Source organism: Falsiroseomonas sp. E2-1-a20, from assembly GCF_051433195.1.
In the GTDB taxonomy this organism is placed as follows: domain Bacteria; phylum Pseudomonadota; class Alphaproteobacteria; order Acetobacterales; family Acetobacteraceae; genus Falsiroseomonas.
The window spans coordinates 36671-61915 of the sequence record NZ_JBHMFT010000020.1 but is presented as its reverse complement, the minus strand read 5'-3'; the positions used below and the strand labels follow the sequence as shown (position 1 = coordinate 61915).

At 70.2% G+C, this 25245-nt stretch carries 22 protein-coding genes; 7 read left to right on the top strand and 15 right to left on the bottom strand.

Annotated elements, in window-relative coordinates; translation table 11 throughout:
* The first annotated feature begins 108 nt into the window (after nucleotides 1-108).
* Together ACFHPP_RS21335 and ACFHPP_RS21330 are read left to right on the top strand one after the other, a co-directional pair.
* A complete protein-coding gene (locus tag ACFHPP_RS21335; RefSeq protein WP_437165257.1) occupies nucleotides 109-1011 on the top strand; it encodes a rhamnan synthesis F family protein in 903 nt (300 codons plus the stop codon).
* A gap of 165 nt (nucleotides 1012-1176) precedes the next feature.
* Complete coding sequence (locus ACFHPP_RS21330; protein ID WP_437165256.1) at nucleotides 1177-2133, top strand: glycosyltransferase; 957 nt, start codon at nucleotides 1177-1179, stop codon at nucleotides 2131-2133.
* Nucleotides 2134-2136: 3 nt separating this feature from the next.
* On the opposite strand, the gene ACFHPP_RS21325 is transcribed toward ACFHPP_RS21330, so the two are convergent.
* From ACFHPP_RS21325 to ACFHPP_RS21270, 12 genes are read right to left on the bottom strand one after another with little or no spacing between them, the layout of a single operon-like run.
* Nucleotides 2137-2646 (bottom strand): acyltransferase, encoded by a 510-nt coding sequence (locus ACFHPP_RS21325; protein ID WP_437165255.1) that lies wholly within the window; start codon nucleotides 2644-2646, stop codon nucleotides 2137-2139.
* Between the two features lies 1 nt (nucleotide 2647).
* A complete protein-coding gene (locus tag ACFHPP_RS21320) occupies nucleotides 2648-3640 on the bottom strand; it encodes an NAD-dependent epimerase/dehydratase family protein (protein ID WP_437165254.1) in 993 nt (330 codons plus the stop codon).
* The gene (locus ACFHPP_RS21315) at nucleotides 3637-4467 is read right to left on the bottom strand and encodes a class I SAM-dependent methyltransferase (RefSeq protein ID WP_437165253.1); all 831 of its coding nucleotides are present in this window, start codon (nucleotides 4465-4467) and stop codon (nucleotides 3637-3639) included. The genes ACFHPP_RS21320 and ACFHPP_RS21315 overlap by 4 nt, the downstream gene beginning before the upstream one ends.
* Nucleotides 4468-4506: 39 nt before the next feature.
* On the bottom strand, nucleotides 4507-5028 hold the full coding sequence (locus tag ACFHPP_RS21310) for an acyltransferase (RefSeq protein ID WP_437165252.1): 522 nt from the start codon (nucleotides 5026-5028) through the stop codon (nucleotides 4507-4509).
* The gene (locus ACFHPP_RS21305) at nucleotides 5025-5252 is read right to left on the bottom strand and encodes an acyl carrier protein (protein ID WP_437165251.1); all 228 of its coding nucleotides are present in this window, start codon (nucleotides 5250-5252) and stop codon (nucleotides 5025-5027) included. The genes ACFHPP_RS21310 and ACFHPP_RS21305 overlap by 4 nt, the downstream gene beginning before the upstream one ends.
* A gap of 2 nt (nucleotides 5253-5254) precedes the next feature.
* Entirely contained in the window at nucleotides 5255-7099 is a 1845-nt protein-coding gene (locus ACFHPP_RS21300) for an HAD-IIIC family phosphatase (RefSeq protein ID WP_437165250.1), read from the bottom strand.
* 8 nt (nucleotides 7100-7107) lie between these two features.
* Nucleotides 7108-8355 (bottom strand): hypothetical protein, encoded by a 1248-nt coding sequence (locus ACFHPP_RS21295; protein ID WP_437165249.1) that lies wholly within the window; start codon nucleotides 8353-8355, stop codon nucleotides 7108-7110.
* Nucleotides 8352-9509, bottom strand: a complete 1158-nt coding sequence (locus ACFHPP_RS21290; protein WP_437165248.1) for a glycosyltransferase family 4 protein — start codon at nucleotides 9507-9509, stop codon at nucleotides 8352-8354. The genes ACFHPP_RS21295 and ACFHPP_RS21290 overlap by 4 nt, the downstream gene beginning before the upstream one ends.
* A gap of 4 nt (nucleotides 9510-9513) precedes the next feature.
* Complete coding sequence (locus ACFHPP_RS21285; RefSeq protein ID WP_437165247.1) at nucleotides 9514-10293, bottom strand: hypothetical protein; 780 nt, start codon at nucleotides 10291-10293, stop codon at nucleotides 9514-9516.
* Nucleotides 10290-11459, bottom strand: a complete 1170-nt coding sequence (locus tag ACFHPP_RS21280) for an FAD-dependent oxidoreductase (RefSeq protein WP_437165246.1) — start codon at nucleotides 11457-11459, stop codon at nucleotides 10290-10292. The genes ACFHPP_RS21285 and ACFHPP_RS21280 overlap by 4 nt, the downstream gene beginning before the upstream one ends.
* Nucleotides 11449-12513, bottom strand: a complete 1065-nt coding sequence (locus ACFHPP_RS21275; RefSeq protein ID WP_437165245.1) for a glycosyltransferase — start codon at nucleotides 12511-12513, stop codon at nucleotides 11449-11451. Before ACFHPP_RS21275 ends, ACFHPP_RS21280 begins: the two co-directional genes overlap by 11 nt.
* Nucleotides 12510-13478 (bottom strand): glycosyltransferase family 2 protein, encoded by a 969-nt coding sequence (locus tag ACFHPP_RS21270; protein ID WP_437165244.1) that lies wholly within the window; start codon nucleotides 13476-13478, stop codon nucleotides 12510-12512. Before ACFHPP_RS21270 ends, ACFHPP_RS21275 begins: the two co-directional genes overlap by 4 nt.
* Nucleotides 13479-14015: 537 nt before the next feature.
* Here ACFHPP_RS21270 and ACFHPP_RS21265 point away from each other — a divergent pair.
* The 4 genes from ACFHPP_RS21265 (at nucleotide 14016) to ACFHPP_RS21250 (ending at nucleotide 19736) form a co-directional block, all read left to right on the top strand.
* Nucleotides 14016-15698, top strand: coding sequence for a hypothetical protein (locus ACFHPP_RS21265; protein ID WP_437165243.1), 1683 nt, complete (start codon nucleotides 14016-14018; stop codon nucleotides 15696-15698).
* 185 nt (nucleotides 15699-15883) lie between these two features.
* A complete protein-coding gene (locus ACFHPP_RS21260; protein ID WP_437165242.1) occupies nucleotides 15884-17923 on the top strand; it encodes a hypothetical protein in 2040 nt (679 codons plus the stop codon).
* Between the two features lie 13 nt (nucleotides 17924-17936).
* Nucleotides 17937-18908, top strand: coding sequence for a TAXI family TRAP transporter solute-binding subunit (locus tag ACFHPP_RS21255; protein ID WP_437165241.1), 972 nt, complete (start codon nucleotides 17937-17939; stop codon nucleotides 18906-18908).
* A gap of 48 nt (nucleotides 18909-18956) precedes the next feature.
* Nucleotides 18957-19736, top strand: a complete 780-nt coding sequence (locus tag ACFHPP_RS21250; RefSeq protein ID WP_437165240.1) for an SDR family NAD(P)-dependent oxidoreductase — start codon at nucleotides 18957-18959, stop codon at nucleotides 19734-19736.
* A gap of 6 nt (nucleotides 19737-19742) precedes the next feature.
* On the opposite strand, the gene hpxZ is transcribed toward ACFHPP_RS21250, so the two are convergent.
* Nucleotides 19743-20138: an oxalurate catabolism protein HpxZ gene (gene hpxZ, locus ACFHPP_RS21245; RefSeq protein ID WP_437165239.1), complete on the bottom strand. Its 396-nt coding sequence runs from the start codon at nucleotides 20136-20138 to the stop codon at nucleotides 19743-19745.
* Nucleotides 20138-21310 (bottom strand): amidase, encoded by a 1173-nt coding sequence (locus ACFHPP_RS21240; protein ID WP_437165238.1) that lies wholly within the window; start codon nucleotides 21308-21310, stop codon nucleotides 20138-20140. Before ACFHPP_RS21240 ends, hpxZ begins: the two co-directional genes overlap by 1 nt.
* 183 nt (nucleotides 21311-21493) lie before the next feature.
* On the opposite strand from ACFHPP_RS21240, the gene ACFHPP_RS21235 reads away from it, so the two are divergent.
* The gene (locus ACFHPP_RS21235) at nucleotides 21494-22681 is read left to right on the top strand and encodes a response regulator (protein WP_437165237.1); all 1188 of its coding nucleotides are present in this window, start codon (nucleotides 21494-21496) and stop codon (nucleotides 22679-22681) included.
* A gap of 45 nt (nucleotides 22682-22726) precedes the next feature.
* On the opposite strand, the gene ACFHPP_RS21230 is transcribed toward ACFHPP_RS21235, so the two are convergent.
* The gene (locus ACFHPP_RS21230; RefSeq protein ID WP_437165236.1) at nucleotides 22727-25210 is read right to left on the bottom strand and encodes an ATP-binding protein; all 2484 of its coding nucleotides are present in this window, start codon (nucleotides 25208-25210) and stop codon (nucleotides 22727-22729) included.
* Nucleotides 25211-25245 lie beyond the last annotated feature (35 nt).

Below are 25245 nucleotides of genomic sequence, written 5' to 3'. Positions count from 1 at the left end.
CTGCTGCGCGAGGCCTTGGACGCATGCCGATCGGCCCTGCTCCTGGCAAGGCTGACCGTCGCCAGGACTGTCGCCCATGGAGAGAAATGGCGACCTGCCATTCGCAGTGTGACTGAGGGCACCACGCCGCTCGGCCCGCGGGTGGTGCTGTTCTGCCACTGGGACGGCCGCGGACGGGTTCAGGAGCACACGCGGCGCTACGCCGAAGCCTTGCGGGCGGAGGGCCTCTCGCTCGTCCTGACCTCCAATGCGGGAAAGCTAGCACCCGAGGACACCGACTGGGCGAATTCGGTCTTCGCCACCATCATCCTGCGGCGCAACGTCGGCTACGATTTCGGCGCCTGGCGGGACGCGCTGGTGGCCTGCAGCCTGCCCCGGCCGGAAACCACGCAGATCATCCTGGTGAATGACAGCGTCTACGGCCCCTTTCGGCCACTCGGGCAGGTCCTGCGTCGCATCGAAGCCGCGCCGGAGCCGGTCTGCGGGCTGACCGATAGCTGGCAGCGGCGCTACCACCTGCAATCCTATTTCCTGTCCTTCCGTCCGGAAGCCTTTCGCAGCCGGGCGTGGTCCACCTTCTGGACCCGGGTGCTGCCCTCCCGGTCCAAGGAGCACGTCGTCGTCTCCTACGAGATCGGGTTGACCCAGGCCATGCTGCGGGCCGGCATCGCCTGTGCGGCGCTTTGGCCCTATGTCGACCTGATTGACCAGGTCCGCCAGGACTGCGGCGCGCGTCGCCTGTTCGATGACGTCGACGAGGTTCGGGCCGCGGCAGATCAGTACATCCTGGACGCTGCCAAGAACCGCGAGGCCATGAACCCGACCGCGAACCTCTGGGAAAAGCTGCTCGACAACGGCTTTCCGTTCCTGAAACGCGAATTGCTGCGCAGCAATCCCTCGCGTGTCCGTGACGTCGCGCGATGGCGCAGCGCGGTGCGCGCGATCGCCCCCGAGGAGGAGGATGTGGTGCGCCGCGACCTGCGCCTCACCATGCAGAAGCGGAGCCCGTGACCACCTTGCGGGGGTGAAATGCTGGACACCCGCGGGCCATGGCTGGTAGAGGATTGGCTACACGAAGACGTGATCGGCGCCTGGTGCAGGAGCAAAAGTGGCAATGCCAGAGCTGCGCCCGTTTGCTCCGCATGGCGTGGCATTTCCGTGAGACCTGTCCCGGCTGTGTCCCTGCCGCAGGATCTGCCGCGTGTCGCCGTGCTGCTGTCCGTCTACCTCGGCGACCAGTTCCTGCCGGCCCAACTCGGCAGCATCGCGCAGCAGCGTGGCGTGGACTGGCGCATCCTGTGGCGGGATGACGCGCCAGCGCGGCCCTCCCACAGCATGGGCCGCTTCATCATGGACCATGGCGCCCGCATCGCCCCCGCCTCGCTTGGCCCGCCCGAACACCTGGGCGTCGGCGCCAGCTTCCTGCGGCTGCTGGCGTCCGTTCCCGATGACACCGAGTTCGCCGCCTTCGCCGACCAGGACGATGTCTGGCTGCCCGACAAGCTGCGTCGCGCCTGCGACCAGTTGGCCCAGCTCCCGCTGGACATACCGGCCATGGCCTGTGGGCGACAGACGCTGGTCGACAAGGCCCTGCTGCCCATCGGGCTGAGCCCGCTGCCGACCCGCCTGCTCGGCTTCCAGAACGCCGTGGTGCAGAATGTGGCCACCGGCTGCACCATCGTGCTCAACCGCGCCGCACGCCGGCTGCTGCTGGACATGCCACCGCCGGCTGGCGCGCTGCATGACTGGTGGTGCTACCTGGTGGTGTCCGGCGTCGGCGGGCGGGTGGTATTCGATACGGAACCGAACATCCTGTATCGCCAGCATGGCACCAATCTCGTCGGCGCACAGCGCAGCCTGTGGCGACGCGCCGCTGCGGCCGCGGCGCGCGGTCCGCGCCCTTTCCTGCAGGCGATGTCCAACCACCTCGATGCCCTGAAGCAGTACGGAGCGCGGCTGACGCCGGAAGCGCGGCGGACGCTGTGGGCCCTGGAGGAGGCTCACGGCGCGTCCCCGCTGCGGCGACTGCGCGCGCTGCGCGACAGCGGCGCCTACCGCCAGGGCCGTGCGGAGGACGCCACGCTGCGATTCTGGTTCGCCCTGCTGCCGCTGCCGGCAGCCCGAGGCGAATAGGCTTCAAGCCACCGCGCTGACGCGGCCGGAGTCCGCCCCGCGGACGCGGCCTGAGACCACGGCACGGGCGGGAATGACGGCCCCATCGCCGATGTCGGCGCCATCCAGGATGGCGGCACCCGCACCGATGCGGACGCCGCGCCCGATGCGCGTCACGCCCTTCGACATCAGGCCCTGTTCGCGAAATCCCATGTCGATCCGGTCGTAGCGGTAGTTCACCCCGATGATGGTGACGCGCGGGCCAATCTGGCAGTCGCGCCCGATCTCGATGCCATCAACATAGCCCGCGATCGTGCAATGCGCCCCGATCTCCGTTCCCTCGCCGACCGAGACCGGGCCGTAGGCGGCCTTGATCTTGGTGAAGGGCGCAACGCGCACGCCCGGCGCCAGCCGCAGCAGCGGCGAAAGATCCACCTCCGCGCGCGGGCTGACCTGCGCCTGGAAGCGGCGGCGGTAGTGGCGCGCAACCAGCCAGCCCGGCAGGAAGCGCCGGGCGAAGATGCCGATGCGCATGTCAGTTCCGCGCCGCCGGCAGCAGCCCGGTCTTCCGATACCATGCCACGGTGCGGCGGAAGCCCTCGTCCAGGTCCACCGCGGCCCGGAACCCCAGCATGTTCTGCGCCTTCTTCGTCGTGAAGGCACGGTTGTGCTTGAAGAAGGTCAGGCGCCGGCGATGCAGCGGCGGCTGCACCCCAAGCGGCAGGCACACCGCCTCGCAGACCCGCGCGGCACTGTGCATCAGGCCGTAGGGGATGCGACGGCTCGGCGGTGCCACATCGATGGTGCGTGCGGCGGTGGCGACGAAATCGCGCAACGGCAGGTAGTCATTGCCGATGATGAAGGTCTCGCCGGCGGCTTCCGGCACCTTCATCGCCAGGATGAAGCCCTGCACCAGATCCTCGATGTACGCCGGGTGGAAGTTCGGCTTGCCGTCGCCGACGAACAGGAAGGTGCCGCGGTTCAGCATGCGGAACATCTTCAGCAGCCGCGTGTCGCCCGGGCCGTAGATGCCGCAGGGGCGGACGATCACGATCTCCATGGCGGAGTCGCGCATCTTCTCCCGGCACACTTCCTCCGCCGCCAGCTTGCTGTCCTGGTAGAAGTCGCGCGGGTTGAAGGGTGCGTTCTCATCGGCCGGCATCTGCGACACGTGGCCATGCACGCCGATGCTGGAACAATAGATGAAGCGCCTGACGCCGGCGGCCTCCGCGGCCTCCAGCAGCATGCGCGTGCCGTCGCGGTTGACCGCCTGGAATTCTTCCTGCCCGCCCTCGGTGCGGAACATCGCGGCGATATGGAAAACCGTGTCGACGCCCTGGACCAGTTCGACCAGCGAGTCCCGGTTGCGCATATCGCCCTGCACCACCTCGTTGCCGGGCGGCAGCGCCGGAATCGGCGATCGCGTCAGGCCACGCACGCCGAAGCCTTCGGCGATCAACTGCTTTGCCAGCGCGCCGCCTGTGAAGCCGGATACGCCGGTGACGGCGATGGAGGGTCTGTCGTTCATGTTCTCACCCGATCCAGCCTGAGAAGTACAGGATTGCCGATGCGCCGCGTCACCCCGATGGCGCGCAGGCCCGCCTCGACCCAGCGCAGCAGCCCGACGCGCCCCAGCAGCCGATGCGCCGCCATGGGCAGAACGAACTGCCGGTAGCTGGCCACAGGCAGGAAGCCGTACTGCGCGAACGCCTCCTCGACCTCCCGGTCACGGAAGCTCCGATAGGTGCGCGTATTCGTCTCGATCGCCCGCTTCAGCGGAAACGCGAATAGCGAAAGCGCATTGAGACTCGCAAGAGTTGGATAGTCGATGACGATGCTGTGACGCGCCACGCGGCAAAGCTCGGCGACCAGCGCGCGCCAATCCTCCATATGCGACAACAGGCGGATGCAGACCACAACCTCGAATTGCTGGTCCGCCATCGGCATCGCAAGCAGGCTTCCCGCCAGGAACTGGACCTGGCCGGCCAATGCGCTCCTGCTCCAACGCCGGCCGCAGGCCGGATCGCTGCCGAACACCGTGACCTTGGCACCCCGCCGCGCCAGCGGCCCCGCCAGCTGCATATGCCCGCCGCCGACATCGAGCACCATGCGCCCCGGCAGCACCGCACCGTTGTCCAGCAGCTTGATGATGCCTGCCTCCTGCACCGAAAGCAGATAGGCCCCGCTGGCGCCGCGAAAGCGCAACGTATAGCGCTCGGAGGAGGTCTCGACATCCGGCATCTCCCGCCGATCCGCCGGCGGTGCGCGTCGTGGCGCCAATGCGAAAGTCGCCGTCTCATTGGGCGGTGCCGCGAGATCGGCTTCAGGCACGGCGTTCGCTACAAGGGCGGCCATACTTCGAATCCTGGGGTTTGTGACCGACCGCGCTACACCTTAGCGCCTGGTGAAGATGACCTTGCCCGGATTGCCCTGCACGATGGCGTTGGGACCAACGCTGCCGGACACCACGGAATTCGGCGAGATGATGACGCCATCGGCGATCTCGGCGCCCGGCAGCACCACGGCGCCGGAGCCGATCCAGACATTGTTGCCGATCCGCGTTGGCGCGCCGTCGCCGGGTGCCATCTCCAGCGCCGCATGCAGCGCGCCGCCGATGACGACGTTGGGGCTGATCAGGCAGTCATCGCCGATCCGGATGCCGCCGGGATGACCAAGGATGCAACAGCCGGTGCCGACATCGGTGCGCTCGCCGATCATGATCGGCCCCCGGGCCGTGCTGATCAGCGTGAAGGCGCTGATGTTGGTCTTGCGGCCGAGCTGAAGTGCCTCCCCGGCCTCGATCTCCGCACGCGGGCTGACCAGGGCGCCTGAGCGCAGCATGTGGTGCAGCGTGTGGCGCAGCGCGCCGGGCATGCGCGACTGCACCGTTCGCCCGAGTGATACGGCGGCAGTCATGCGGCGTGCCTCACGATGGAGCGTTCGATGTCGCCGAGCGAAGCGATTTCGCCGATCTCCTGCATGGTGAAGCGGACGCCGAACTCCTCCTCCACCGCACCGATGATGCGCAGATGTGCCAGCGAGTCCCATGCGGCGAGGCCCTCGCGTCCCGCGGCCGCATCCACCTCGGCAGGGTCAATCTCAAGCACGTCGCTGACCAGCAGCTTCAGGCGTTCGATCACACTCATGCTTCATCCCCGAGGATCTGGAGCCAGTCGCAAGGCACGGGCCGTGCATCGCCGCGCGGCAGCCGGTAGATGATGGTGGCGGAGGCTGCGACATCGTCCGCCACCAGGCCCTGTCCCGCGAAATATCCGGCAGCCGGGTGGTTCTTGGCCGTCGGTACGAAAGGCGCGACGAGTTGCAACGCATCGGGCCGCGCCAGCAGCCGCGCCTTGATGGCGTTCATCAGCGCCGTCTCGACACCACGGCCGAGCGCGCGACAGCTCATCAGCAGCGTGTCGACATGCAGCGCCGCATCGGCTTCCCGCAGCACGGCGATCCCCACCAGGCCGAGATCGCCGAAGCGATCGGCGACGGAGACGCAGATGACCTCGTGCGCCTCGGACACCAGCATCGTCTCGAGCTCGCCCAGCGCATGGCGCTTGCCGGAGACGTTGAACTGGTTGGTCTTCGCGCAAAGCTGCGCGATGCGCGGCAAATCCGCGGCGCATGCGCCGCGCAGGATCACCCGCGTTTCCAGCCCCGCGAGATAATCCTCGAAGCTGGCCGCCGTCGCGGATAGCCGGGTGCGGGCCGCTGCCTGAACATATTGTTCGGCCTTGCCGATATCGTCCGGCAGCACGACCGCCTTCTCGAAGCTGTGCAGCGCGTCCAGAGTGGCGACGAAGCGGGAGGGATCCTCCGGCAGCAGCACCGCCTCGACCTCCGGCAGCAGCTCCCGCACCAGCGTGACCTCGGCGGGATTGTCGTCGATGAACACCAGCGCATCCACGCCGATGTTGAGTTCCTGCGCGATCGCACGCAAGCCCTCATGCTTCGCGTTCCAGCCAATGGCGGCCGCGGAGAAATCCTCGCGCCGCAGCGGCATCTCCGGACGCAGCGCGAACACCTCCTCCACATCCGCCGGGTTGTTCTTGCTGCACAGCGCCAGCAGGATGCCGCGCTGCTTCAGCTCGCGGATGCGCTGCTGGAATGCCGCGAAGGCCTCGCTGGTGGCGTCGCCCGGACCGACCAGTACGCCTTGCGGCCCTTCCTCGCCGACCACGCCACCCCACAGCGTATTGTCGAGGTCCAGCACGAGGCATTTGCGCGCGGCGCCGCGGGCGGCGACGGCGTGGCGCGCGAGAGCTTCGCCGACGGCTGCCATCATTGCCGGCGACCAGTCCATCTTGGCCAGGTGGAACAGGCGCGGATCGAAGGCGCGCGCGTGGCCGACGCCTGCGGCGATGCGGTCGATGTCGAGCACCTGGACCCGCGCGTGGCCACGCAGGCGACGCAGCAGTTGCAGGTTGAGGTCCAGGTGGAACTCCGCCTCGCCATAGTCGGCCTTGCCGTCGGCGATGCCCAGGGCCGGCAGCGCGGGTGCGGGAAAGTTGGCCACGACGAGCGTCGCGCGGGTGCGTTGCGCCGCCAGCGTCGTCCATTGCTCGACATGGTCCAGCACCTCGTCGCGCAGCGCGCGGCGCTGGTCTTCGGACAGCGTAGTGAAGCCCGACATCGCATCCGGCCGCAGCAGCCGCAGCGACAGGATCAGGACCAGCATATCCGGCGCGAAATCCTGCAGCTGCGGCGAGGCGAGCGCCTGCATCTCCTGCCCGATGCCGCCGACATGGGTGCGCACCAGGAAGCCATCGCGCGCGCAGTGCGTGGTGACGAAGGGTGGCAACAGGTCCAGCGTCACGTTGCCGAGCAGGCCGATCCGCAGGTCTGGTGCGTGACGCAGCGCGCGAAGCCGGCGGTGGACGCCGCGACAGAAGGCGCCGTCAAACTGGGTCTGATCCTGGGCCCGCAGTTCAGCACGGATCTCGGCGAAGCCCGGTTCGATGATGTTTGCGATGCTGTCCATGCCGGTCCTCACCCTTTCAAGCGGCTTGCTGCGAGCCAGGCCGCCGGCAGGCTGCCGGCCAGGGAACCCAGGCCGATGCCGCAGATCACGCCCACCAGGCCCCATGGCGCAAAGACGAAGGCACAGGCCACGCCTGCCATCATGCCAAGCCAGCCCCAGCGGCTGAGCAGCGCCATGTCACGCTCGGTGCCGCAGCCGATCAGGATGGCGCGCGGCAGCGCCTGCAGAACCTTGGCGCCGCCGTTGAAACAGGCCGCCAGCACCAGGCCAAGCCCAATCTCGTAGCGCCCTGCCGTCAGCACATGCGCGACAAAAGGCGCCGCGACGACGACGCCGAGCGTGGCGGCGGCCAGCAACGCACCGACCGACAGCAATTCATCCCGCACCAGCCTCAGCCGCGTCGCGCGGTCCTGCGTGATGCGCAGCTTCGGGACCAGCCCGAAGCCGGCGCCGGCCGAGGCCATTCGGAACGGAAACAGCGCAACCGAGGCCAGCACGCTGAACAGCGCGAGGTCCGACAGCGTCAGCGCGACGGGAACCAGCAGGCGCTCGAGCTGGATGGTGATGGCGCCGATGGCAACGATGCTGAGCAGCGACGTCGCCTCGCGCCAGGGAATCCGTACCGGCTCGCCCGGCGCGGTGCGGCCCGGTCGTGCCAGCGCTGCGAAGCCGAGCCCGGCGCATGCGAGGTTGCCGCCTGCGAACAGCGCCAGCGGCAGCAATGCATCCGGCATCGGCACCACCAGGCCGAGCATACCGATTCCCAACAGCAGCCAACTGGCCGCCGTCGCAGCCGCCAGCGCCTCAAGCTCCCGCAGCGCCGCGCGCAGGCGCGCGCCGATCACGAAGATCAGCCCGCCGCCGAGGATGGCAAGCGCGACCATCATGGCTTCCAGAGTGCCAAAGCCGGCCAGCAGCACCAGCGCGATGCCGACGGCGGCGCCGAAGCCGGCCGCGACTGCGACCAGCAACGCCAGCAGGCCCGGGCGCAGCGCGATGCGATGGCGCAGCATAACCTGGTCGAGCCCGATCGGCGCGACGACCGCGAAGATGTTGAACAGCGCAATGGCCAGCGCGAAGCGGCCGAACTCCGCAACCTCCATGCTGCGCGCCAGCAGCAGGTTGCCCGCCGCGAAGGCACCGCCCGAGAGCCCATAGATTGCGGAGGCGCGCACGCCAGAAAAGCGCGCGGCGAGGCTGCCCAGCGTCGCCAGCGGGCGGCGGTGCCATCGCATGGCAGCGGTATGCTCGCTCATGCGACGCTCCGCACCGCATGCAGCCTGGCATCGGACGCAGGCTCCAGGTCGTCATAGGCGGCGAGCAGGATCTCCGCGAACCGCGCCCGGCTGTAGCGCGTCTCGACGCGCTCGCGCGCGGCATCGCCGAGGCGGCGGCGCAGTGCCGGGTCGCGCTCCAACGTCATCAGGCCGGCGGCCAGCGCCTCCGCGTCGGGTTGGACCAGCAGTGCGCAACTCTCGTCCAGCACCTGTGTGTGCGACAGGATGGCGGTGGCGAGGATGGGGCGCGACGCCATCATGTAGGAATACACCTTCATCGGCGTGTTCACGCCGTGCAGCCGCGGCGAGACGAGGATGTCGGCCTGCACCAGCAGCCCGGGCAGGTTGTCCAAGGGCATCGGGCCAAGAAAGCGTATGCGGACGCCGCCGGTACGTCGGGCATCCTCAGGCAGGCCGCCGACCACGACGATATCGATGGCGCTGTCGGCTGGCAGCATCCTCGCCGCGCGCAGCAGCAGGTCGACACCCTGGTAGTGCTGCAGGTTGCCGACATAAAGCGCAACGAGCCGTCCATGCGACGCATCGCGGATGCGCGGCGCCACGGCGTTGTCGTCCCACAGGGGAAAGTCGTGTAACACGCGGCTCGGCGTCTCTGGCGCATCCTCCGCGACGCGCTGGGCCAGCGCCAGGCAGACGCAAAGGACCTGGTCGCTGCCACGCATCGCCACGCGCTCAAGCCCGCGCATGAGCCGGCCGAGCGGGCGCATCCGCGGCCACTTCTCGATGATCTGGTCCGACATGATGGAGTCCATGTCGTAGACCAGCTTCGTGCGGAAGATCAGCCGCAGCAACAGGGCGAGGAAGACGCTGTCCTCGACCGCATGGATGCAGTCGTGACGTTCGCGCCGCAGCAGCCGGAAGGCCGTGGCGAACAGCGACAGGCCGCACAGCATCTTTTGCCATGACAGCCCGACCGGAACATCCCGCACCAGCGGCGGCCGGGCGCTGCGGACATGCTGTACGCCAGGCATCGCCACATCGCGGCCGCCCGGGAAGGTGACGAGATCGACGGCATGGCCGGCGGAAGCGAGCGTCTCCGCCACCGCGCGCACCGCGATAGGCGTGCCGCGGTCCACGAAGAAGGGCTGCGGCGCGAGGAGGAGGATCTTCATGCTCTCAGGCCCTCCGTCGCGTGAACCGCCGGAGGCGCAGCATGGCCTGGTCGCGCAGGAAGGTGGCTGGGCCTGCGAGCGTGCCGTATCGCACCAGCTCGGCGGGACGTGCAACGGCGCGGCGCAGCGCCTCGATCGGGCGCTTGAGGCTGATGGCACCGGGCACCAGGCTGCCGAACTGGCCCGCGGCGGGCGGTGCCCCGGGCAGCGTGTCCGTGCCCGGCAGCACGGCAATGCCGCGGCGGGCGGCCTCCTGAAACGCGGCAGGCGTCGGCCACAGCCCGGGTCGCGCTGCATTGTCGCCGAGCGCCAGCGCCTGCGGCGGCAGATCCTTGACCAGGCCGTCGACCACGGTGCCGCGATGCCCGAGCCATTTGCCGACGCCCCAGGGCAGCACGGCGAGCACATCCTGCTGCGCGAGGTCACGCAGCATCGTCGCGGCGGGCATGCCCTCGCTCGGCCGCTGGCGCGTGCCATAGGCGAGGATTTCCAGCCGCTCCGCCGTCAACACCTGGTGGCCGGCAACGATGACGATCCTTGCATCGCCACGTACCGCGACCAGCGAGGCCGCCTCCTCCGTTGTCTGCATCGCCCAGCCCGCCGTAGATCCCTCGGCGAGTTCCGCAAAGACCTCCTGCCCCGGCATCTCCGCCAGCATCAGCACGCCGACCGGCGCCCTGTTCACCCGCACGAACGCAGCGGCGGCGGAGTCGAGGACGGCCGCCATGTCGCCGGCCTGATGCGCGTGGACATGCCAATCCACCGGCGTCTGCACGGTGTTCATGCGGGCGCGTCGGCGAGGTAGCTGGAGGGTTGCGCCGGCCGCGTCTGCCCGCCTGGCCAGATACGGGCGATGACCTTGCGGGAAAGCCAGCGTGCCGTCGTCAGCTTGACTCCGGAGACGCTGAACAACCCGCGCGGGCCGCCCTGGCGGCCGTGGTCGAGGATGATGTCGCGATGCGCCGGCTCCAGCTTCCGCGCAGCCTCCGGCACCACGCCCTGGCTGACACACTGGACCCGCGCGCGTGCAAGCACAAGCCCGGGTGCCGCGGCGTCCAGTGCGGCGAGCGCGGCCGGAATGTCCTGGGCGCCGTAGAAGGTGCCGGCATGCAGGCCCTGCGCCGACGGGCGGACGAATAGGCGCTTGCCCGTGCCGATGGCGAAGGCGGCGGACAGGGGCTTGTCATGCGTCAGGTGCAGGTTCCACGCCGGCAGCGGGGTGAAGAAGGCAGGACCTTGCGGATGCGCGGCACGCGCGAGTTCGGCAAGGCCGGCACCGGCGCAGTTCACCATCACCGGCGTAGGGAATGCGCGGGGTTCGCCGCTGGCTGTGTCCAGCGCCAGCACAGCCTCGATGCGGCCGTTCTCGCCCTGCCGGACACCCTGCACGACGATGCCCGACAGGCAGGTGGCGCCTGCATGGCGCGCGCGGGCAACCATCGCATCGACGAGCGCAGGGGGATCGACGATCTCGACATCATGCCAGCAGCCGGCGCCACGCACTGGCTGCGCGGCCAGCCATGGCGCGAGGTCGAGCAGTTCGGCGCGGCCGAGCAGGCGCGGCGCCGGCAGGTCGGGCGCCGCATGGCCGGCCATGGTGCTGCCGAGGCGGTCCATCATCGCGGCGATGGCGAACAGCTTCGGCTTGGCGCGATCGCTGCCATAGAAGGGCAGCACGCAGCGCAGCGGTCGCACCAGGCCGGCGAAGTTGCGCAGATACCAGGCCTGCTCGATCCGCGATCGCAGCAGCCGCACCATGTCAAGGTCCTGCCAGTAGCGAAAGCCGCCATGCACGATGCCGTAGCTGGCCGCGGTGCTGCCGCCGCCGAAGGCGCCGGCTTCCAGCAGCAGCACACGCAACCCGCGCATCGCGGCCTCGGTCGCCAGGGTCAGGCCCTGGATGCCGCCGCCGGCGATCACCGCATCGTAGGCCTCGGCGTCAGGCGGCATTGTCGGCTCTCTGGTCCAGACGCCGCTCGGCCCCGACGCCGGATTCCGTTGCGGCCGGCTCGGCTTCCGAACGGATCATCGCCTCGATCAGCAGGTCGTCGCTGCTTTTTGCGCGGGTGAAGACCACGATCTCGCCAATCAGGCCGACCGCAGTCACCTGCACGCCAAGCACGACGAGGAGCACGGCGAGAATCAGCGCCGGGCGGTCGGCCAGCGGCAGGTCGTAGGCCAGCTTCTGAAAGCTCAGCGCAAGCCCCACCAGCACGCCAAGCGCCGCGATGGCGAGGCCGAGCGAGCCGAAGAAGCGGAACGGCTTCAGCGTGAAGCGCAGCAGGAAGTACATCGTCCCGAGGTCGAGCAGCCGCTCGATGAAGGTGGACGGGCGCCGCGTGCGCATGCGACGGTCGTTGTCGTGCTGCTGCAGCGTGATCTGCGCGACGCGGTAGCCGCGGCTTTCCGCCAGCACCGGCAGGAAGCGGTGCTGTTCGCCATACATGTTGATGGCGCGGGCGACATTGGCGCGGATCAGGCGGACGCTGCAGCCGAGGTCGCTGAACCGTGCGCCGGAAAACCGCGCCAGGTCGCGGAACAGCCGGCCCTGGATGCGGTTCAGCAGCAGGTCGGCCGAGCGATCGCGCGATGCGACGACAAGATCCGCCTTCTCCAGCTGGTCGAACATCGCGGGCAGCGTTTCGGGTTCCACCTGGTAGTAGGGCGGCAGGGTCAGGATCAGCGGGCTGGTGCTGTTCTGGAAGCCGACGCTGAGCGCGGAGGCTTCGCCGAACGGGCGCGGCAGGGTGATGATGCGGATCGGTGCGCCGCCATCGCGCAGCGCCTCCAGCGGCGTGCTCACTTCCGGTCGCGGGCCGTCGAGGATGTAGATGAACTCGGCATCCGGTGCGACCGGTGCCAGCCCGGCGCGGTAGGCCTGGAACACCTCCGCCGGATCATCGAAGCGGTCCGTGACCGGGATCACCACGGCGAGCGAAGGCTGGCGATCCTGCGACAGGGGTCGTGCCAGGACATCGGCGAAATGGAAGGATGCGTGCGTCATGCGTTGCGCCCCGGCTTGGCGTCGCCGAGGCGCGCCGCGATGGTTGCGAAGATCTGCAGGTTGAGGCCGCCGGTCTGCGCGATGAGAAGCCCGAGCAGGCCCCAGGTCACGATGAAGACCGACAGCGAAAGCAGCAGCAGCGCCACGCCGAGGGACACGACATAGCCCCACTGCGAGATCGACCCGGTCCAGACGCCGAAACCCATGGCCCACAGGCTGAGCAGCATCGCCGGCGCCGCCGCGGCCAGCACCCAGGCATAGGGCCGCCGCGTGAAGCCGAGCAGGAAGCGGATCGAGATCAGGTCGAGGAACACGGCGATGATGCGCGAGTAGCCGTATTTCGATTCGCCGAACTTGCGCGGATGATGCCGCACCCGCATCTGCGCCAGCCGCGCCCCGGCGAGGCTCGCCAGCGCCGGGATGAAGCGGTGCATGTCGGCATACAGCGGCACGTTGCGGATCAGGTCGCCGCGGTACAGCTTCAGGGAACAGCCGGTGTCCTTCACCTGCGTTCGCATCACGCGGCGGATCATCCAGTTGGCGACCTTGGACGGCAGCACGCGCAGCGTCGCGTCCTGCCGCTTGTGCCGCCAGCCGACCACGAGGTCGTTGCCCTGACGCAGCAGCGCCAGCATTTCCACGATATCCGCCGGGTCGTTCTGCAGGTCGCCATCCATGGTGGCGACGACCTCTCCGCGTGAATGGCGGATGCCGGTTGCCATGGCGGCGGTCTGGCCGAAATTGCGGCGGAACTTGATGACGCAGACGCGCCGGTCCGCCGCCGCCAGCGCGGCCGCACGCTCATGCGTCCGGTCGCGGCTGCCGTCATCGACCAGGACGAGTTCGAACCGGATGCCGGCCGGCTCCAGCGCCGCGATCACCGCCTCGTACAGCGGGGCGACATTGTCTTCCTCGTTGTGCAGGGGCACGACGACCGAAAGTTCCGGCAGCGGGGCGTCAACCATGCGGGGCGGCCCGGCAGGGACGCGTCGCGGCGGGTGACCTGGCTCCATTCATCCTGCGCACGCATCCCTCCTCAGGTGCCCGCGCAAAGTGGTAGGACGCGGGATGCAGCGGCAGTATGGAAAGCCATACCCGCCTGATACCCGGAGTGTAGCATGCTGAAACGGGCGCAGAAGCGTTGACTGTTTAGTCTTAATGCGACGCGCGACGATGTGATTGGTGCATCGACATGGTTCGGAGATGAGTAGGACTTCAATTAGTTTCTGAAAAGTAGTAAGATTTGATCCTAGGTGTATCAAATCACGTTTAATTAGGGTTTCTTGTTTCCAAGTCTTCTCCTACCGGGTCTCAGGCGCGGCTTGCGCATCGGCGCCCACTCTCTTTTCCTGGCGATGCGGCGCCGACGGATCAACAAGCTATCAACGTGTGACTTTTTGCGAAGATCCAGCTTGGCACCGCCGTATACGGCGGGTCCTTGTCCTGACTGCGGAACCGCCTCCGCAACGCCTGAGCAGCCATGGGAGGTTCCGCTGACCCGCATGCATCGTCCGGCCGCCGCCGTCCCGCCCGCCATGGCAGCGACACCCTCGCGCGCCCCGTGGCTCGCGACCAGCGTGGCGGAAGCCCTGCTGATTTTCCTGCTGGCCTTGCTGGTGCGGGTCGATGCAATGACCGGCCTGCCGCCGCAGCCCGACGACCTCTATCACTTCTACGCGGCGCAATCCTATCTGGCGGACGGCAGCTTCGGTGTCTTCTCCGGCACCTATGTCCGCGCTGCCGACTTCACCCGGCTCGTCGCAGCCTCCATGGGCCTGTTCGGGCACAGCCTCGGCGCCGCCCGGATCCCATCCCTGCTCGCCAGCGCGCTTCTGGTGGCGGTGGTCTATCTGTGGCTTCGGCGCGAGGCGGGGCGCGGCGCCGCGATCATGGCCGCCGCGCTGCTCATCCTGCTGTACCCGACCGTGCTGGTCGGCACGCTGGTGCGCTTCTATGCCTTGCAGGCCCTGCTGTTCTGGGCCGGGACCGCGCTGCTGTATCGCGTGGTGACGGAGGGCCACGCGCGGCTGCCTACCGTGCTGAAGACGGGGCTGGCGCTGGTGCTGCTGGCAGCGGCGGCGCGGTTGCAGATCGTCACGCTGATCGGGCTGATGGGCTTCGGCGCCTGGGCGGCCCTTTACCTGACCTGGCGCCTCCGCCACGCGGTGCGGCCGGCCTGGCTCGCGGTGGGCTGGGTGGCGCTGCTGCTGGGCGGTGCCGTGCTGGCCTTCCTCATCGCGCAGACTGGCTTCGGTGCGCGGCTGCTGCAAACCTATCGCTCGGCCTCGCTGTGGGCGCAGCCGGACCGCGACAACGTACTGTTCTACTACTATCTGCTGGCGCAGCATTACGGCGTGCTCGGCAACTACCTGCCGCTGGCGGCGGTGGCTGCCTTTGCCTTCTTCCCGCGCCCGGCGCTGTTCTGCGCCATCGTGCTGTGTGTGGGCCTGCTGCTGCATTCCTTCGGGGGCATGAAGCAGGATCGCTATGTCGCCTATCTCATGCCCTATTTCGCGGCGCTGTGGGCGATGGCGGCCTGGCCGATGCTGCGGGCGTTGCAGGCCCGACTCGCGGTCCTGCTGGCGCCACGATGGCGGATGGCGGCGCCGCTCTCGGTTGCTGGCGTCGCGCTGCTGCTGGCGGCGCTGCTGGTGAAGGAAGTTCCGGTGCTGGAGCGCACGGCGCGCTCGGTCGTGCTGCCGCCGGATCGGCCCGTTGTCATGGACCTAGGCCGCGGATGGCAGGCCAGCCGGGTACGCCTGCTGCCGTTGGCGCGCCAGGCGGAGGTTTTCCTGGCGGATGATGATCTGCAGGCCGCCTTTCATGTCGCCCGTGCCGATTTCTTCATGAACCGCAGCCAGCTTCTGGAAAACCACCCCGCGGTGGAGTTCGTCCGCGACTTCCGGACCGGCACGCCCATGATCAGCAGCGCCGAATCGCTACGCGCGATCGTTGCCTGCTTCGACCGCGGCCTGGTGGTCAGCGGCACGCTGGCGCTGTCCTGGCTGACGCCGGAGGCACGACAGGTGATCGAGACGCAGATGCGGCCGATTGAGCTGGTTGGGCCTCTGCACGGGTACGAATGGAACCGCCAGGCACCGGTCCCTGCTGCCGAACCCTCGGAGGAATGCGGTCGGCTGCGGGCTTTCGTCGCGGAAACGGCGCCACATCGCGTCGCGCCCTGAGGTCGATCTGCCGCACGATCTTTTCGGCACCTGTACGAGCGCACGCCATTGCTTCACGATGCGCGGAGCGGCGCCGCGAAGCCTGGAAGGTTTCGACGACCTCCCACATCCTGCGGATCCTGGAGCCTGCGACGTGCGGCTCCCGTCGAGGTCCCTTCGCGTATGGGAGGGGTCGGTCGAGGAAGATGATCATACACTCTGGCGCTCATCCCACCCTCGCCCCGCGTGCCGTTTCCACCACGGATGACCTGCCCCGCCTTGCGGCCCACGGCCTGCTGGACCTGGGCTGGGTGGCGCTGCGCCGTGACGAGGGACCGCATCCGGCGCTGCCGTCGGTCGAGGCCGGACTGATCCTTGCGCATCCCGGCTTCGGCATCGCGCTGTTGGACGTGGCCCCGGCCCGGTCCGCCGATTCAGCCACGCGGTTGCGGCAGCGCCTGACCGCCGCCGACTTCGGCAAGGCCTTCCCGGGTTGGCTGCCGATCATCCACAGGAACCTGGAGGCGGAAGACCTGTGGCGCCTGCCGTTGGTTCTGGACCATGCCTTTGCAGCCGAGCCGCCCCTGGATTTGCACGGACGAGGCTGGATGGAGGCCGTGCAGCAGGCCTTGCAGACCGTGCGTGGCGAGGCGGCGGCTGTGGCACTGCCTGGCCCCGCGGAGCCCGACATCCTGCCGGAGGAGGCAGCGGAGAGACCGCCAGCGCCGCTGCTCACGGCATCCGAGGCCGCGGCGCACGGGCCGGTCGCGGCTGCGGCGCCGCGCCGCGCCCGGTCCCTGCGAGGCCTGGCGCAAGCCTCCGGCGCTGTCCTGCTGGTGCTGGGGGCCGGTGCGGGGCTGTTGCAGTACATGGGCCAGGGCGACGCACCGCCGGCGGCCCCGACCGTTGGGGCCCCGACCGTTGGGGCCCCGGTCGAGACACAGGCTGTCGAGACACAGGCTGTCGAGACACAGGCTGCGCAACCCGCGGCCCGGCTGCGCATCGTCCTGCACCACCCGCCGGGCCGCAGGCTGGAGGCCATGACGCTGGCCGAGCCGATCCGGGATTCGGAGAGCCGGGTCGAGTTCCGCGACTTCGATGCGGCGGCGCCCGCACCACGGGCCCAGGTGGTCCGCTACTTCCACGACTCCGACCTGGCGGAGGCGCAGGACGTGCAGCGAGGCCTGGGGCCGGGCTGGAGGTTGCAGGACTTCACCCATCTGGCCGAGGGCGCGGCCCGTGGCGCCGTGGAAATCTGGCTGCCGGCCGATGAACCGACTGCGTCGCGGCCAGACACGCTGGAAACCGGCGCGAGCGATCCAGGGGCGATGGCCGCTGCCGCAGGTGGGGCTGCAGGTTCGGACGCGGTGCCGGTGGACGCGCAATTGGCAGACAGCGCGGCGCGAAGCGGTTCGCGGCCGGGCGAGCAGCCCACCTCGCAACGCGCTGTCCCGCCCGCCGAACCACCCCCTGCCGCCGTTGCCCAGCCGCCGGAGCCTGACCTGGCGGCACCGCCATTGGCCCGGGCACCAGCGCTCGCCGCCGCGTTGACACCGACCCAGATGGCCGGACAGCCGCCCGCCCTGCCTGACGACCAGCCCGTGAGCCGGGCCGCTCCGGCGGCGCCCGAAGCTGTGCCGGGCGCTGGATCGGACGGGCCGGTCACCGAATCCCGGGATCCGGTACCGGCGTCACCGCCCGGAGAGGTGGCTCCGTCGACCAGTGCCGCGGATGCGCCGGTGCTTGGAACGTCGCGGCAGCCGGACGCGGAGGTGGCAGCGCCGGCTGATCCACCCGGTCCGCCGTCGATCGCCACTCCGTCGGCCCAACCTCCCGCGGCCGAGACCGGGACGCCGCTCGTCGAAGACCCATCAAGCCCCGTCGCGGCACCCGCAGAGCCACCCCGCGCGGCGGAGCCCGCACCGGCACCCCGCGCGGCGGAGCCTGCAGCGTCGCCACCTGCGCCTGCCCCACAAGCCGCCCCGCCGGCCGCGACGCTCAGTCCGGCGCTGGTCGCGGCGCTGCTGGCGCGCGGGAACCAAATGTTCCAGCAGGGCGACATCTCCGGCGCGCGGCTGCTGTTCGCCCGCGCGGCCAGCGCCGGCAGCGCCGCCGCCGCCACCGCCATGGCCCGCAGCTTCGACGAGGCGGTGCTGACCAGCCTCGGCGCGCGCGGCATCCGCCCGGATGCGGCGCAGGCCGCCGCCTGGTATCGCCGCGCCGCCGAACTCGAATCCGCACGCTGACAGGAGCATGGACATGACACTCGGCCACCCGCCCACGCCGCCCGGACGGCGCGCCCTGCTGCTGACCATGGCCGCCGGGCTGATGGCGCGCGAGGCATCGGCGCAATCCGGCATGCCCAATCCGGTGCAGCAGCTCAGCGCCATGTCGGCACGCGCCAATGCCGGCACGGTGGGCCTGATCGCCGGCGGCGTGGACGGCACCTACATCCGCATCGCCGCCGACCTCGCCGCGGTGCTGGACAACGACAATGTCCGCGTCATCGCCATGATCGGCCGCGGCTCCGTGCAGAACCTGGCGGACATCATGGTGCTGCGCGGCGTCGACCTCGGCATCGTGCAATCGGACGTGCTGGCCTATGCGCGGCGCGAGCGGTTGTTTCCCTCGGTCGAGCGTCTCGTCCAGTATGTCTGCAAGCTGTACGACGAGGAGGTTCATGTGCTCGCCCGCCCGGGCATCGAGCGGGTGCAGGACCTGGCGGGCCAGCCGGTGAATGTCGACCTGCGCGGCAGCGGCACGGCGATGACGGCGTCGCTGGTGTTCAGCGCGCTCGGGCTGCAGGTGCAGGAACGCAACGAGCCGCAGGATGTGGCGCTGGAACAACTGCGGCGCGGGGAGATTGCGGCGCTGGTCTATGTCGCGGGCAAGCCGGCCCGGCTGTTCACCGGCATCCGGCCGGAGGAAGGGCTGCGCCTGCTGCCCCTGCCGACGGAGCCGGCGCTGCTCGAGACCTACCTGCCGGCGCAGTTCAACCGGGCCGACTACCCCGCCGTGGTGCCGGAGTCGGGCACGGAGACGGTGGCGGTGGGCGCCGTCCTGGCCTGCTACGCCTGGCAGCCGGGCAGCGACCGCCACCGCAAGGTTTCCCGCTTCGTCGAGGCGTTGCAGGCGAATTTCGACAGCTTCCTGCGACCGCCCCGCCACCCGAAATGGCGCGAGGTGAACCTGGCCGCGACGGTGCCGGGCTGGACCCGCTTCAACGCCTGAGGCGGCCGTGGAAACATGCGCGCCCAGACCACCGGGACGCAGCCGAACATGACCACCAGAACCGCCCTCATCACCGGTGCCGGCCGCGGCATCGGCCTCGCCACCGCGCGACGCTTTCGCGCGGAGGGCTGGCGCGTGGCGTTGCTGGACATCGATGCGGCGCTGCTGGGCCAGGCGATGGCCGCCCTTGCCGCGCCGGAGGCGACGCTGGCGCTGCCGTGCGACGTCGCCGATGCACCGGCGATCTTCGCCGCGGTGCGCCAGGCGGCGGCGCATTTCGGCAGGCTGGATGCGCTGGTGAACAATGCCGGCACCGCCGTGTTCAAGCCGATCCTGGAGACGACGCCGGAGGAATGGGCGCGGGTGCTGGCGGTGAACCTGACCGGGCCCTTCCTGGCGACGCAGGCGGCGGCGCCGCTGATGGCGGAACAGGGCGGCGGCGCGGTGGTGAACGTCACCTCCATCTCCGGCCTGCGCGCCTCCACGCTGCGCGTCGCCTACGGCACCAGCAAGGCGGGCCTCGCGCATCTGACGAAGCAGCAGGCGGTGGAGCTGGGCGCGCTCGGCATCCGGGTGAATGCGGTGGCGCCAGGGCCGGTGGACACCGCCATGGCAAAGGCGGTGCACACGCCGGAGATCCGCGCGGACTACCACGACCACATCCCGCTCGGCCGCTACGGGCTGGAGGAAGAGCTCGCCGAGGCGATCTTCTTCCTTTGCAGCGACCGTGCCAGCTACCTGACCGGCCAGGTGATCGCAGTGGATGGCGGCTTCGACGCCACCGGCATCGGGCTGCCGACGCTGCGGGCGCAGCGCCGCAACCTGTAGCCGGCCTCAGTAGGCCGGGCTCGCCTCGGTGACCGAGACATGCGCCGCCACGACCTTCCAGCCGAGGTCCGGGAAGCGCACCCAGGTCTGGCTCTGACGCCCCGGCATGTCGCGGCCGCGCATGTCGAATTCCAGGTTCACCGTGGCCATGTCGCGGCCCAGCGTGGTGATGACCAGCCGCCGCCGCGCCAGCTTGATGCCGGGGCCCGGCGGGCGGCGCACGCGATGGGCGTGGATTTCGTCGAAGCCGTAGCCGTTCTCGTGGATCGCGTAGCGGATGGTCTCCGGCGCGTTCCAGAAGGTGGCGTCCAGCACCGCCACGTCCTTGTCGATCAGCGCCTGCTCGTAGCGTTCGAACAGCACGCGGATTTCCTCGACCACCTCGGGGATGTTGACCTGCATCAGCCCTGCTCCATCGCCAGCGCCATCCGCAGCAGCAGCGCATCCGCGCCGCGCGCCCCGACCAGGGACAGGCCGACCGGCCTCCCCTCCACGGTCGCGCCGGGCAGGCTGACCTGCGGGTGCCCCGCCAGGCCGCCAAGCGCGCAGAGGCACAGGATCTGGTCGCGGATCGGCCCCAGGGCCGACAGCGGCAGGCCCACCTTCGGCGCCGGGAAGGGCGTGGTCGGCAGTGCCAGCACGGTGCCGGGCGGCAGCAGGTGGCGCAGCCGGCCGCGGGTTTCCTGGCGCATCAGGGCGGCCCAGCCGCGCTCCGCCTCCGGTGCCGCGGCACCCAGCACCAGGCCGCGGACGACGGAGAAGGCGAAGCGCGGGTTGTCCCGCTCGATCCAGGCGCGAAAGGTCTCCCACGCCTCGATCGGTTGCAGCGTGCGCTGTGCGCGGCCCCAGGCGACCAGGCCGGGCGGGGCCAGCAGATCCTCCCGCCACTCCGGCACCAGCCGCTTCAGCCGGTCCAGCATCGGCTCCAGCGCGGCGGCGGTCTCGGGCTCGGCGAAGCCGAAGGCGTCGGTCGCGATGACCAGGCGCGTGGCCGGCGCGGCGGCGGGCGCCTCGCCCAGCAGCACTTCGGAGACGCGGGCAAAAGTCGCCGAATCGCGGGCGAACCAGCCGGTGGTATCGGAACTCGGCGCCTGCGGCAGCATGCCGTCCAGCTTCATGCGGCCATGCGTCGGGCGGATGCCGTAGAGCCCGCAGAAGCTGGCCGGCACCCGCACGGACCCGCCGGTGTCGGTGCCGAGTGCCGTCTCGCACAGCCCCTGCGCCACGGCGCTGGCGGAGCCGGAGGAGGACCCGCCCGGCACATGCCCCGGCGCCGCGGGGTTCGGCGGCGTGCCGTCGAAGGCGTTCTCGCCGAGGATGCCAAGAGAGACCTCGTCGGTCACGGTCTTGCCGATCAGCGTCGCGCCGGCATCCAGCAGCGTCTGCACCGCCCAGGCGTGGCGCTGCGGCACGGAATTCTGCCGGGCCCAGTCCGGATTGCCCGCGCCGGTCGGGTGGCCGGCGATGTCGAACAGGTCCTTGGCGGCAAAGCGGATATCCGCCAGCGTTCCGCCGGCGCGGCCCTCGATGCGGATGTCGGTTCCCTGGACGAAGGGCGAGACGGAGGCGGACATGGGTTCTCCTGCGGCGTGCGATACCAGTTAAGCGGCACGGGCCCGGCACCGCTACCCGGACAAAGCTGGACAAATCCGGAAACCATCCACCCCTCCTTCGCGCTAGGTTGCCGGCGCTGTAGCAAAGGCAGAGGATCGGTGCAGTTTTGTGACACGCCGCTGGCGCAGGAGGAGGTTTTGTCCATGGCTCCATCGTCGGCCGAGGGCTCCGAGCCGGCCAGGGCGGCGACGTCGCTGGCGCTGCTGATCGTCGACGACGAGGTGCATGTCGCGGGCGAGCTTGCCGATGCCGCCATGGATGAAGGCTACGTCGTGCATGTCGCCAATTCGGCCGCGGCGGCGCTGGAGGCGGTGGCGCGGCACCCGGAGATCGGCGTGATGATCTCCGACATCCGCATGCCGGGTTGCGACGGCCTGCAACTGACGCGCCAGGTGCTCGCCATGCGGCAGGAGGCGGAGGCGATCGAGGTCATCCTGATCACCGGCCATGCGACGCTGGACGATGCCATCACCGCGGTCCGCACCGGGGCCTTCGACTTCGTCCGCAAGCCGTTCCGCCTGCGGGAGATCCTGGAAGCCACCTCCCGCGCCCTGGCGCGCTCCATCGGCCGGCGCCGGGTGGCGGAGGTCGAGGCGCGGCTGGAACACCAGGGCCACAGGGCGCCGGCGCGGCCGGAGGCGGATCGCACGCCGCTGCGCTCGGTCACCATGCTGCAGGGACTGATGCACGAGTTGCGCACGCCGCTGGTGCCCATCCTCGGCTTCGCCGAACTGCTGGAAATGCCGCAGCCGGCGGCCGAGACGCGCGATTTCGCGTTGCAGATCGGCAGCGGCGCGCGGCTGCTGCTGACGACCGTCGAGAACCTGATCACCCTGACCCAGCTGGAGCGCGGCGAGGTCCATCTTGCCCTGCGGCGCTTCGACGCGAGCAGGCTGCTGCGCGGGATGGCCGACGATCATGCGAAGGAGGCCGAGGCTGCCGGGGTCACAGTGACCCTGTTGAATCAGGCGTCGTCGAACCAGTCGCCCGCCGACCCGCAGGGCGATCCGGTGCTGCTGCGGCGGGCGCTGGAAATCCTGCTGCGGGTCGCCATGCAGCGCGCGGCGCGCGGCGGCACCGTGGCGCTCTCGGCGCGGCACGACGCGACGGGCCGCGTCGGCTTCTGCATCGCTGCGGCGGATGCGGCCATGCTGCATGATGCGCAGGCCGTCGATGCCTCCGAGGCCGCATTGCAGGTGGCACCGCTCGGCATCCATTTCGCGGAGGCGGTCGCCCGGCTGCATGGCGGCACGCTGGTGCTTTCGCGCGCCGCGGAGACGACCTTCAGCGCCACCATCACCCTGCCCACCCGTCAGGGAACCCCCGGGTAGGGCTCATGCCAGGCGCAGGAAGGGCAAGCCTCTCCGCGACGCGTATCAGGCCGCCAGCGGCAGCAGGATGGTGAAGGTGGTGGCGCCGTCCCGCGTCTCGACGTCGATCGTGCCGCCCATCTCGGTGATGATGCTGCTGCTGATCGACAGGCCGAGCCCGGTGCCGGTGCCTTCCGGCTTCGTGGTGAAGAACGGGTCGAAGATGCGCGGCAGGATCTCGGCCGCGATGCCGCCGGCCTGGTCCGCGACCGTGATCCGCATCCGACCGCAGCGCGCCGCGGCAGCGATGCGGATGGTGCGCTGCGGCGGCGGGGCCGGCATGGCGCGATAGGCGTCGCAGGCGTTGACGATCAGGTTGATCAGCACCTGCTCCAGCGGCACCGCCTTGCCCAGCACCGGCGGCAGCGCCCCCGCGATGTCCGTCACCAGATGCACGCCCTGCCCGGTCAGCTTGCCCTGCAACAGCTGCGCGGCGCCGGCCACCACGCCTGCCAGCGCCACCGGTCGTAGCGGGCCGGAGCCACTGCGGCCGAACACCCGCATGTGGTCGATGACGGCGGAGGCGCGGGTCGCCAGGTCGATGATGAGGTCCAGCTTCTGACGCACCCGTGGCGGCGCACCAGGTGCCGCGGACAGCGCCCGCAGCGCGTTCTCCGCCGCCAGGCTGATGCCGGCCAATGGCTGGTTCAGCTCATGCGCCATGCCCGTCGCCAGCTCGCCGAGCTGCGCCAGCTTGGCCGACTGGGCCAGCTGCAGCGCCATGGCCCGCGTGCCGGTGATGTCCGTCCAGCTCATGATGATCTCGCCAGCGCCGGTCCCCGTCGCCCGCAGCTGGCCGAGGATCACCCGGCGCGGCCCATCCGGCTGCCCGCAGCCGAATTCCACCGAACCCTCCCCCTCCACCCCGGCCAGGTCCAGCGCGTGGTGCAGCGCCGCCAGGTCGGCCTCCGAGACGCAGGCCGGCAGGCGTCCGGCCAGCAGGTCGGCCGGTGCCAGCCCGGTCAGCGCCTGGACGGAGGGCGAGGCATAGCTGGGCACCCAGGCACCCGCCGCGTCGCGCCGGAAGCGGATGACGGCGCCGGGCATCGCGCGGATCAGCGTCTCCAGCTCCTGCGCCGCCTCCAGCCGCTGGCGCTCGGCGGCCTTGCGGGCGCTGATGTCGCGCTGGACGGAGACGAAGTGGGTACAGTGGCCGGCATCGTCCAGCACCGGCGCGATATCCAGCTCCACCGTCATGGGCGTGCCGTCGCGCCGATAGTTCAGCAGTTCCTGCCGCACCGGGCGCCGGGCCGCCAGCGCCGCGCGGATGCTGGCCAGCGCATCCGGCGCCGTGCCCGCACCCTGGAAGATGCGCGGGGTCCGGCCGAGCACATCCGCCACCCCGTAGCCGGTCTCCCGTTCGCCGACCTGGTTCATGTAGAGGATGCGCGGGCCGTCCGGTGCATCCAGCACCGCATCGGTGATCACCACCACGTCGTTGGAGGCTTCGACGGCGCGGCGGAACAGCGCCACCGAGGCCTCGTCGATGCGTCGCCGCAGCAGCGGCCGCAGCGCCAGCGTGGCATCGGACAGCAGCGCCGCCTTGGTCGCGAGATCCGTCGGCCGCTCGGCGAAGCCGACGGAGAAGGCGCAGCGATCCTCGCCCACCGAGAACGGCGTCGCCACCAGCGTCGCCACCGCATAGCGCGCCGCCAGCGCCACGGCCGGAAAGCGCGCGCCTTCCGCCTGCAGGTCCGGCACCACGGATTGCCGGCCGGTGACGAGGGCGCGGCAGACCGGGGAGTTGTCGGCGGTCAGGGTCAGGCGGCGCAGCCTGGCGAGGAATTCCGGGTTCTGGAAGGCGCCGAAGCCGGTGCCGTCGATGAGGTCGGCCTGGCCGGTGGCGGCATTGAGCCGCCAGACGTGGCAGAAGGTTCCGCCGATCGACTGGCACAGCGCGCCGCCGGCCGCGCGCAGGGCACCGATGAAGTCCGGTGCCTCGGCCGTGAGCGTCAGCAGCCGCTCCATCAGCGCCGCCCGGCGTGCCATGGCGTCGATGCGCACGGCATTGTCGAGTTGTTCCAGCCGACCCTGCACCGACAATGCCAGATCCTCCAGCATCGCGAGGTCGGCCGCCGAGGGCGCGGCGCGCGGCGTGTGGTCCATCACGCACAGCGTGCCGAGCAGCGTGCCGCAGGGGTCGAGGATCGGCGTGCCGGCGTAGAAGCGCAGGCCCGGCGAGGCGGTCCCTGCCGGATGGGCGGCGAAGCGCGCATCCTGGTACAGGTCGGGAACGACCAGTGGGCGCCCCTGGCGCCGGACCTGGTCGCACAGCTTCGCCGCCGCCTCCGTCCAGCCGACCGCGCCAGTCTGGCCAGCGAGGTCCAGCCCATGCTGGCCGACCAGACGCACCGCCGCGCCCGGCGCGTCGAACAACCGGCAGGCGTAGCGCAGGGCGCGCGCGACCCCGGGGTCCGCACCCGCGCCCGGCCCCACGCCGCGGGTGAGTTCGGCAGGAAGTCTTGCAACCTCCAGATGGCCGGTGTCCATGTACAACCTTACTGGAGGTTGATCCTCCTCCAGGA

Coding starts and splice junctions, on each gene's coding strand:
- ACFHPP_RS21300 (WP_437165250.1), bottom strand. CDS start 7,099: ATGGACAGCATCGCAAACATCATCGAACCGGGCTTCGCCGAGATCCGT.
- ACFHPP_RS21265 (WP_437165243.1), top strand. CDS start 14,016: ATGCATCGTCCGGCCGCCGCCGTCCCGCCCGCCATGGCAGCGACACCC.
- ACFHPP_RS21285 (WP_437165247.1), bottom strand. CDS start 10,293: ATGAACACCGTGCAGACGCCGGTGGATTGGCATGTCCACGCGCATCAG.
- ACFHPP_RS21280 (WP_437165246.1), bottom strand. CDS start 11,459: ATGCCGCCTGACGCCGAGGCCTACGATGCGGTGATCGCCGGCGGCGGC.
- ACFHPP_RS21275 (WP_437165245.1), bottom strand. CDS start 12,513: ATGACGCACGCATCCTTCCATTTCGCCGATGTCCTGGCACGACCCCTG.
- ACFHPP_RS21310 (WP_437165252.1), bottom strand. CDS start 5,028: ATGACTGCCGCCGTATCACTCGGGCGAACGGTGCAGTCGCGCATGCCC.
- ACFHPP_RS21255 (WP_437165241.1), top strand. CDS start 17,937: ATGACACTCGGCCACCCGCCCACGCCGCCCGGACGGCGCGCCCTGCTG.
- ACFHPP_RS21250 (WP_437165240.1), top strand. CDS start 18,957: ATGACCACCAGAACCGCCCTCATCACCGGTGCCGGCCGCGGCATCGGC.
- ACFHPP_RS21325 (WP_437165255.1), bottom strand. CDS start 2,646: ATGCGCATCGGCATCTTCGCCCGGCGCTTCCTGCCGGGCTGGCTGGTT.
- ACFHPP_RS21290 (WP_437165248.1), bottom strand. CDS start 9,509: ATGAAGATCCTCCTCCTCGCGCCGCAGCCCTTCTTCGTGGACCGCGGC.
- ACFHPP_RS21235 (WP_437165237.1), top strand. CDS start 21,494: ATGGCTCCATCGTCGGCCGAGGGCTCCGAGCCGGCCAGGGCGGCGACG.
- ACFHPP_RS21270 (WP_437165244.1), bottom strand. CDS start 13,478: ATGGTTGACGCCCCGCTGCCGGAACTTTCGGTCGTCGTGCCCCTGCAC.
- ACFHPP_RS21240 (WP_437165238.1), bottom strand. CDS start 21,310: ATGTCCGCCTCCGTCTCGCCCTTCGTCCAGGGAACCGACATCCGCATC.
- ACFHPP_RS21295 (WP_437165249.1), bottom strand. CDS start 8,355: ATGAGCGAGCATACCGCTGCCATGCGATGGCACCGCCGCCCGCTGGCG.
- ACFHPP_RS21230 (WP_437165236.1), bottom strand. CDS start 25,210: ATGGACACCGGCCATCTGGAGGTTGCAAGACTTCCTGCCGAACTCACC.
- ACFHPP_RS21320 (WP_437165254.1), bottom strand. CDS start 3,640: ATGAACGACAGACCCTCCATCGCCGTCACCGGCGTATCCGGCTTCACA.
- hpxZ (WP_437165239.1), bottom strand. CDS start 20,138: ATGCAGGTCAACATCCCCGAGGTGGTCGAGGAAATCCGCGTGCTGTTC.
- ACFHPP_RS21315 (WP_437165253.1), bottom strand. CDS start 4,467: ATGGCCGCCCTTGTAGCGAACGCCGTGCCTGAAGCCGATCTCGCGGCA.
- ACFHPP_RS21260 (WP_437165242.1), top strand. CDS start 15,884: ATGATCATACACTCTGGCGCTCATCCCACCCTCGCCCCGCGTGCCGTT.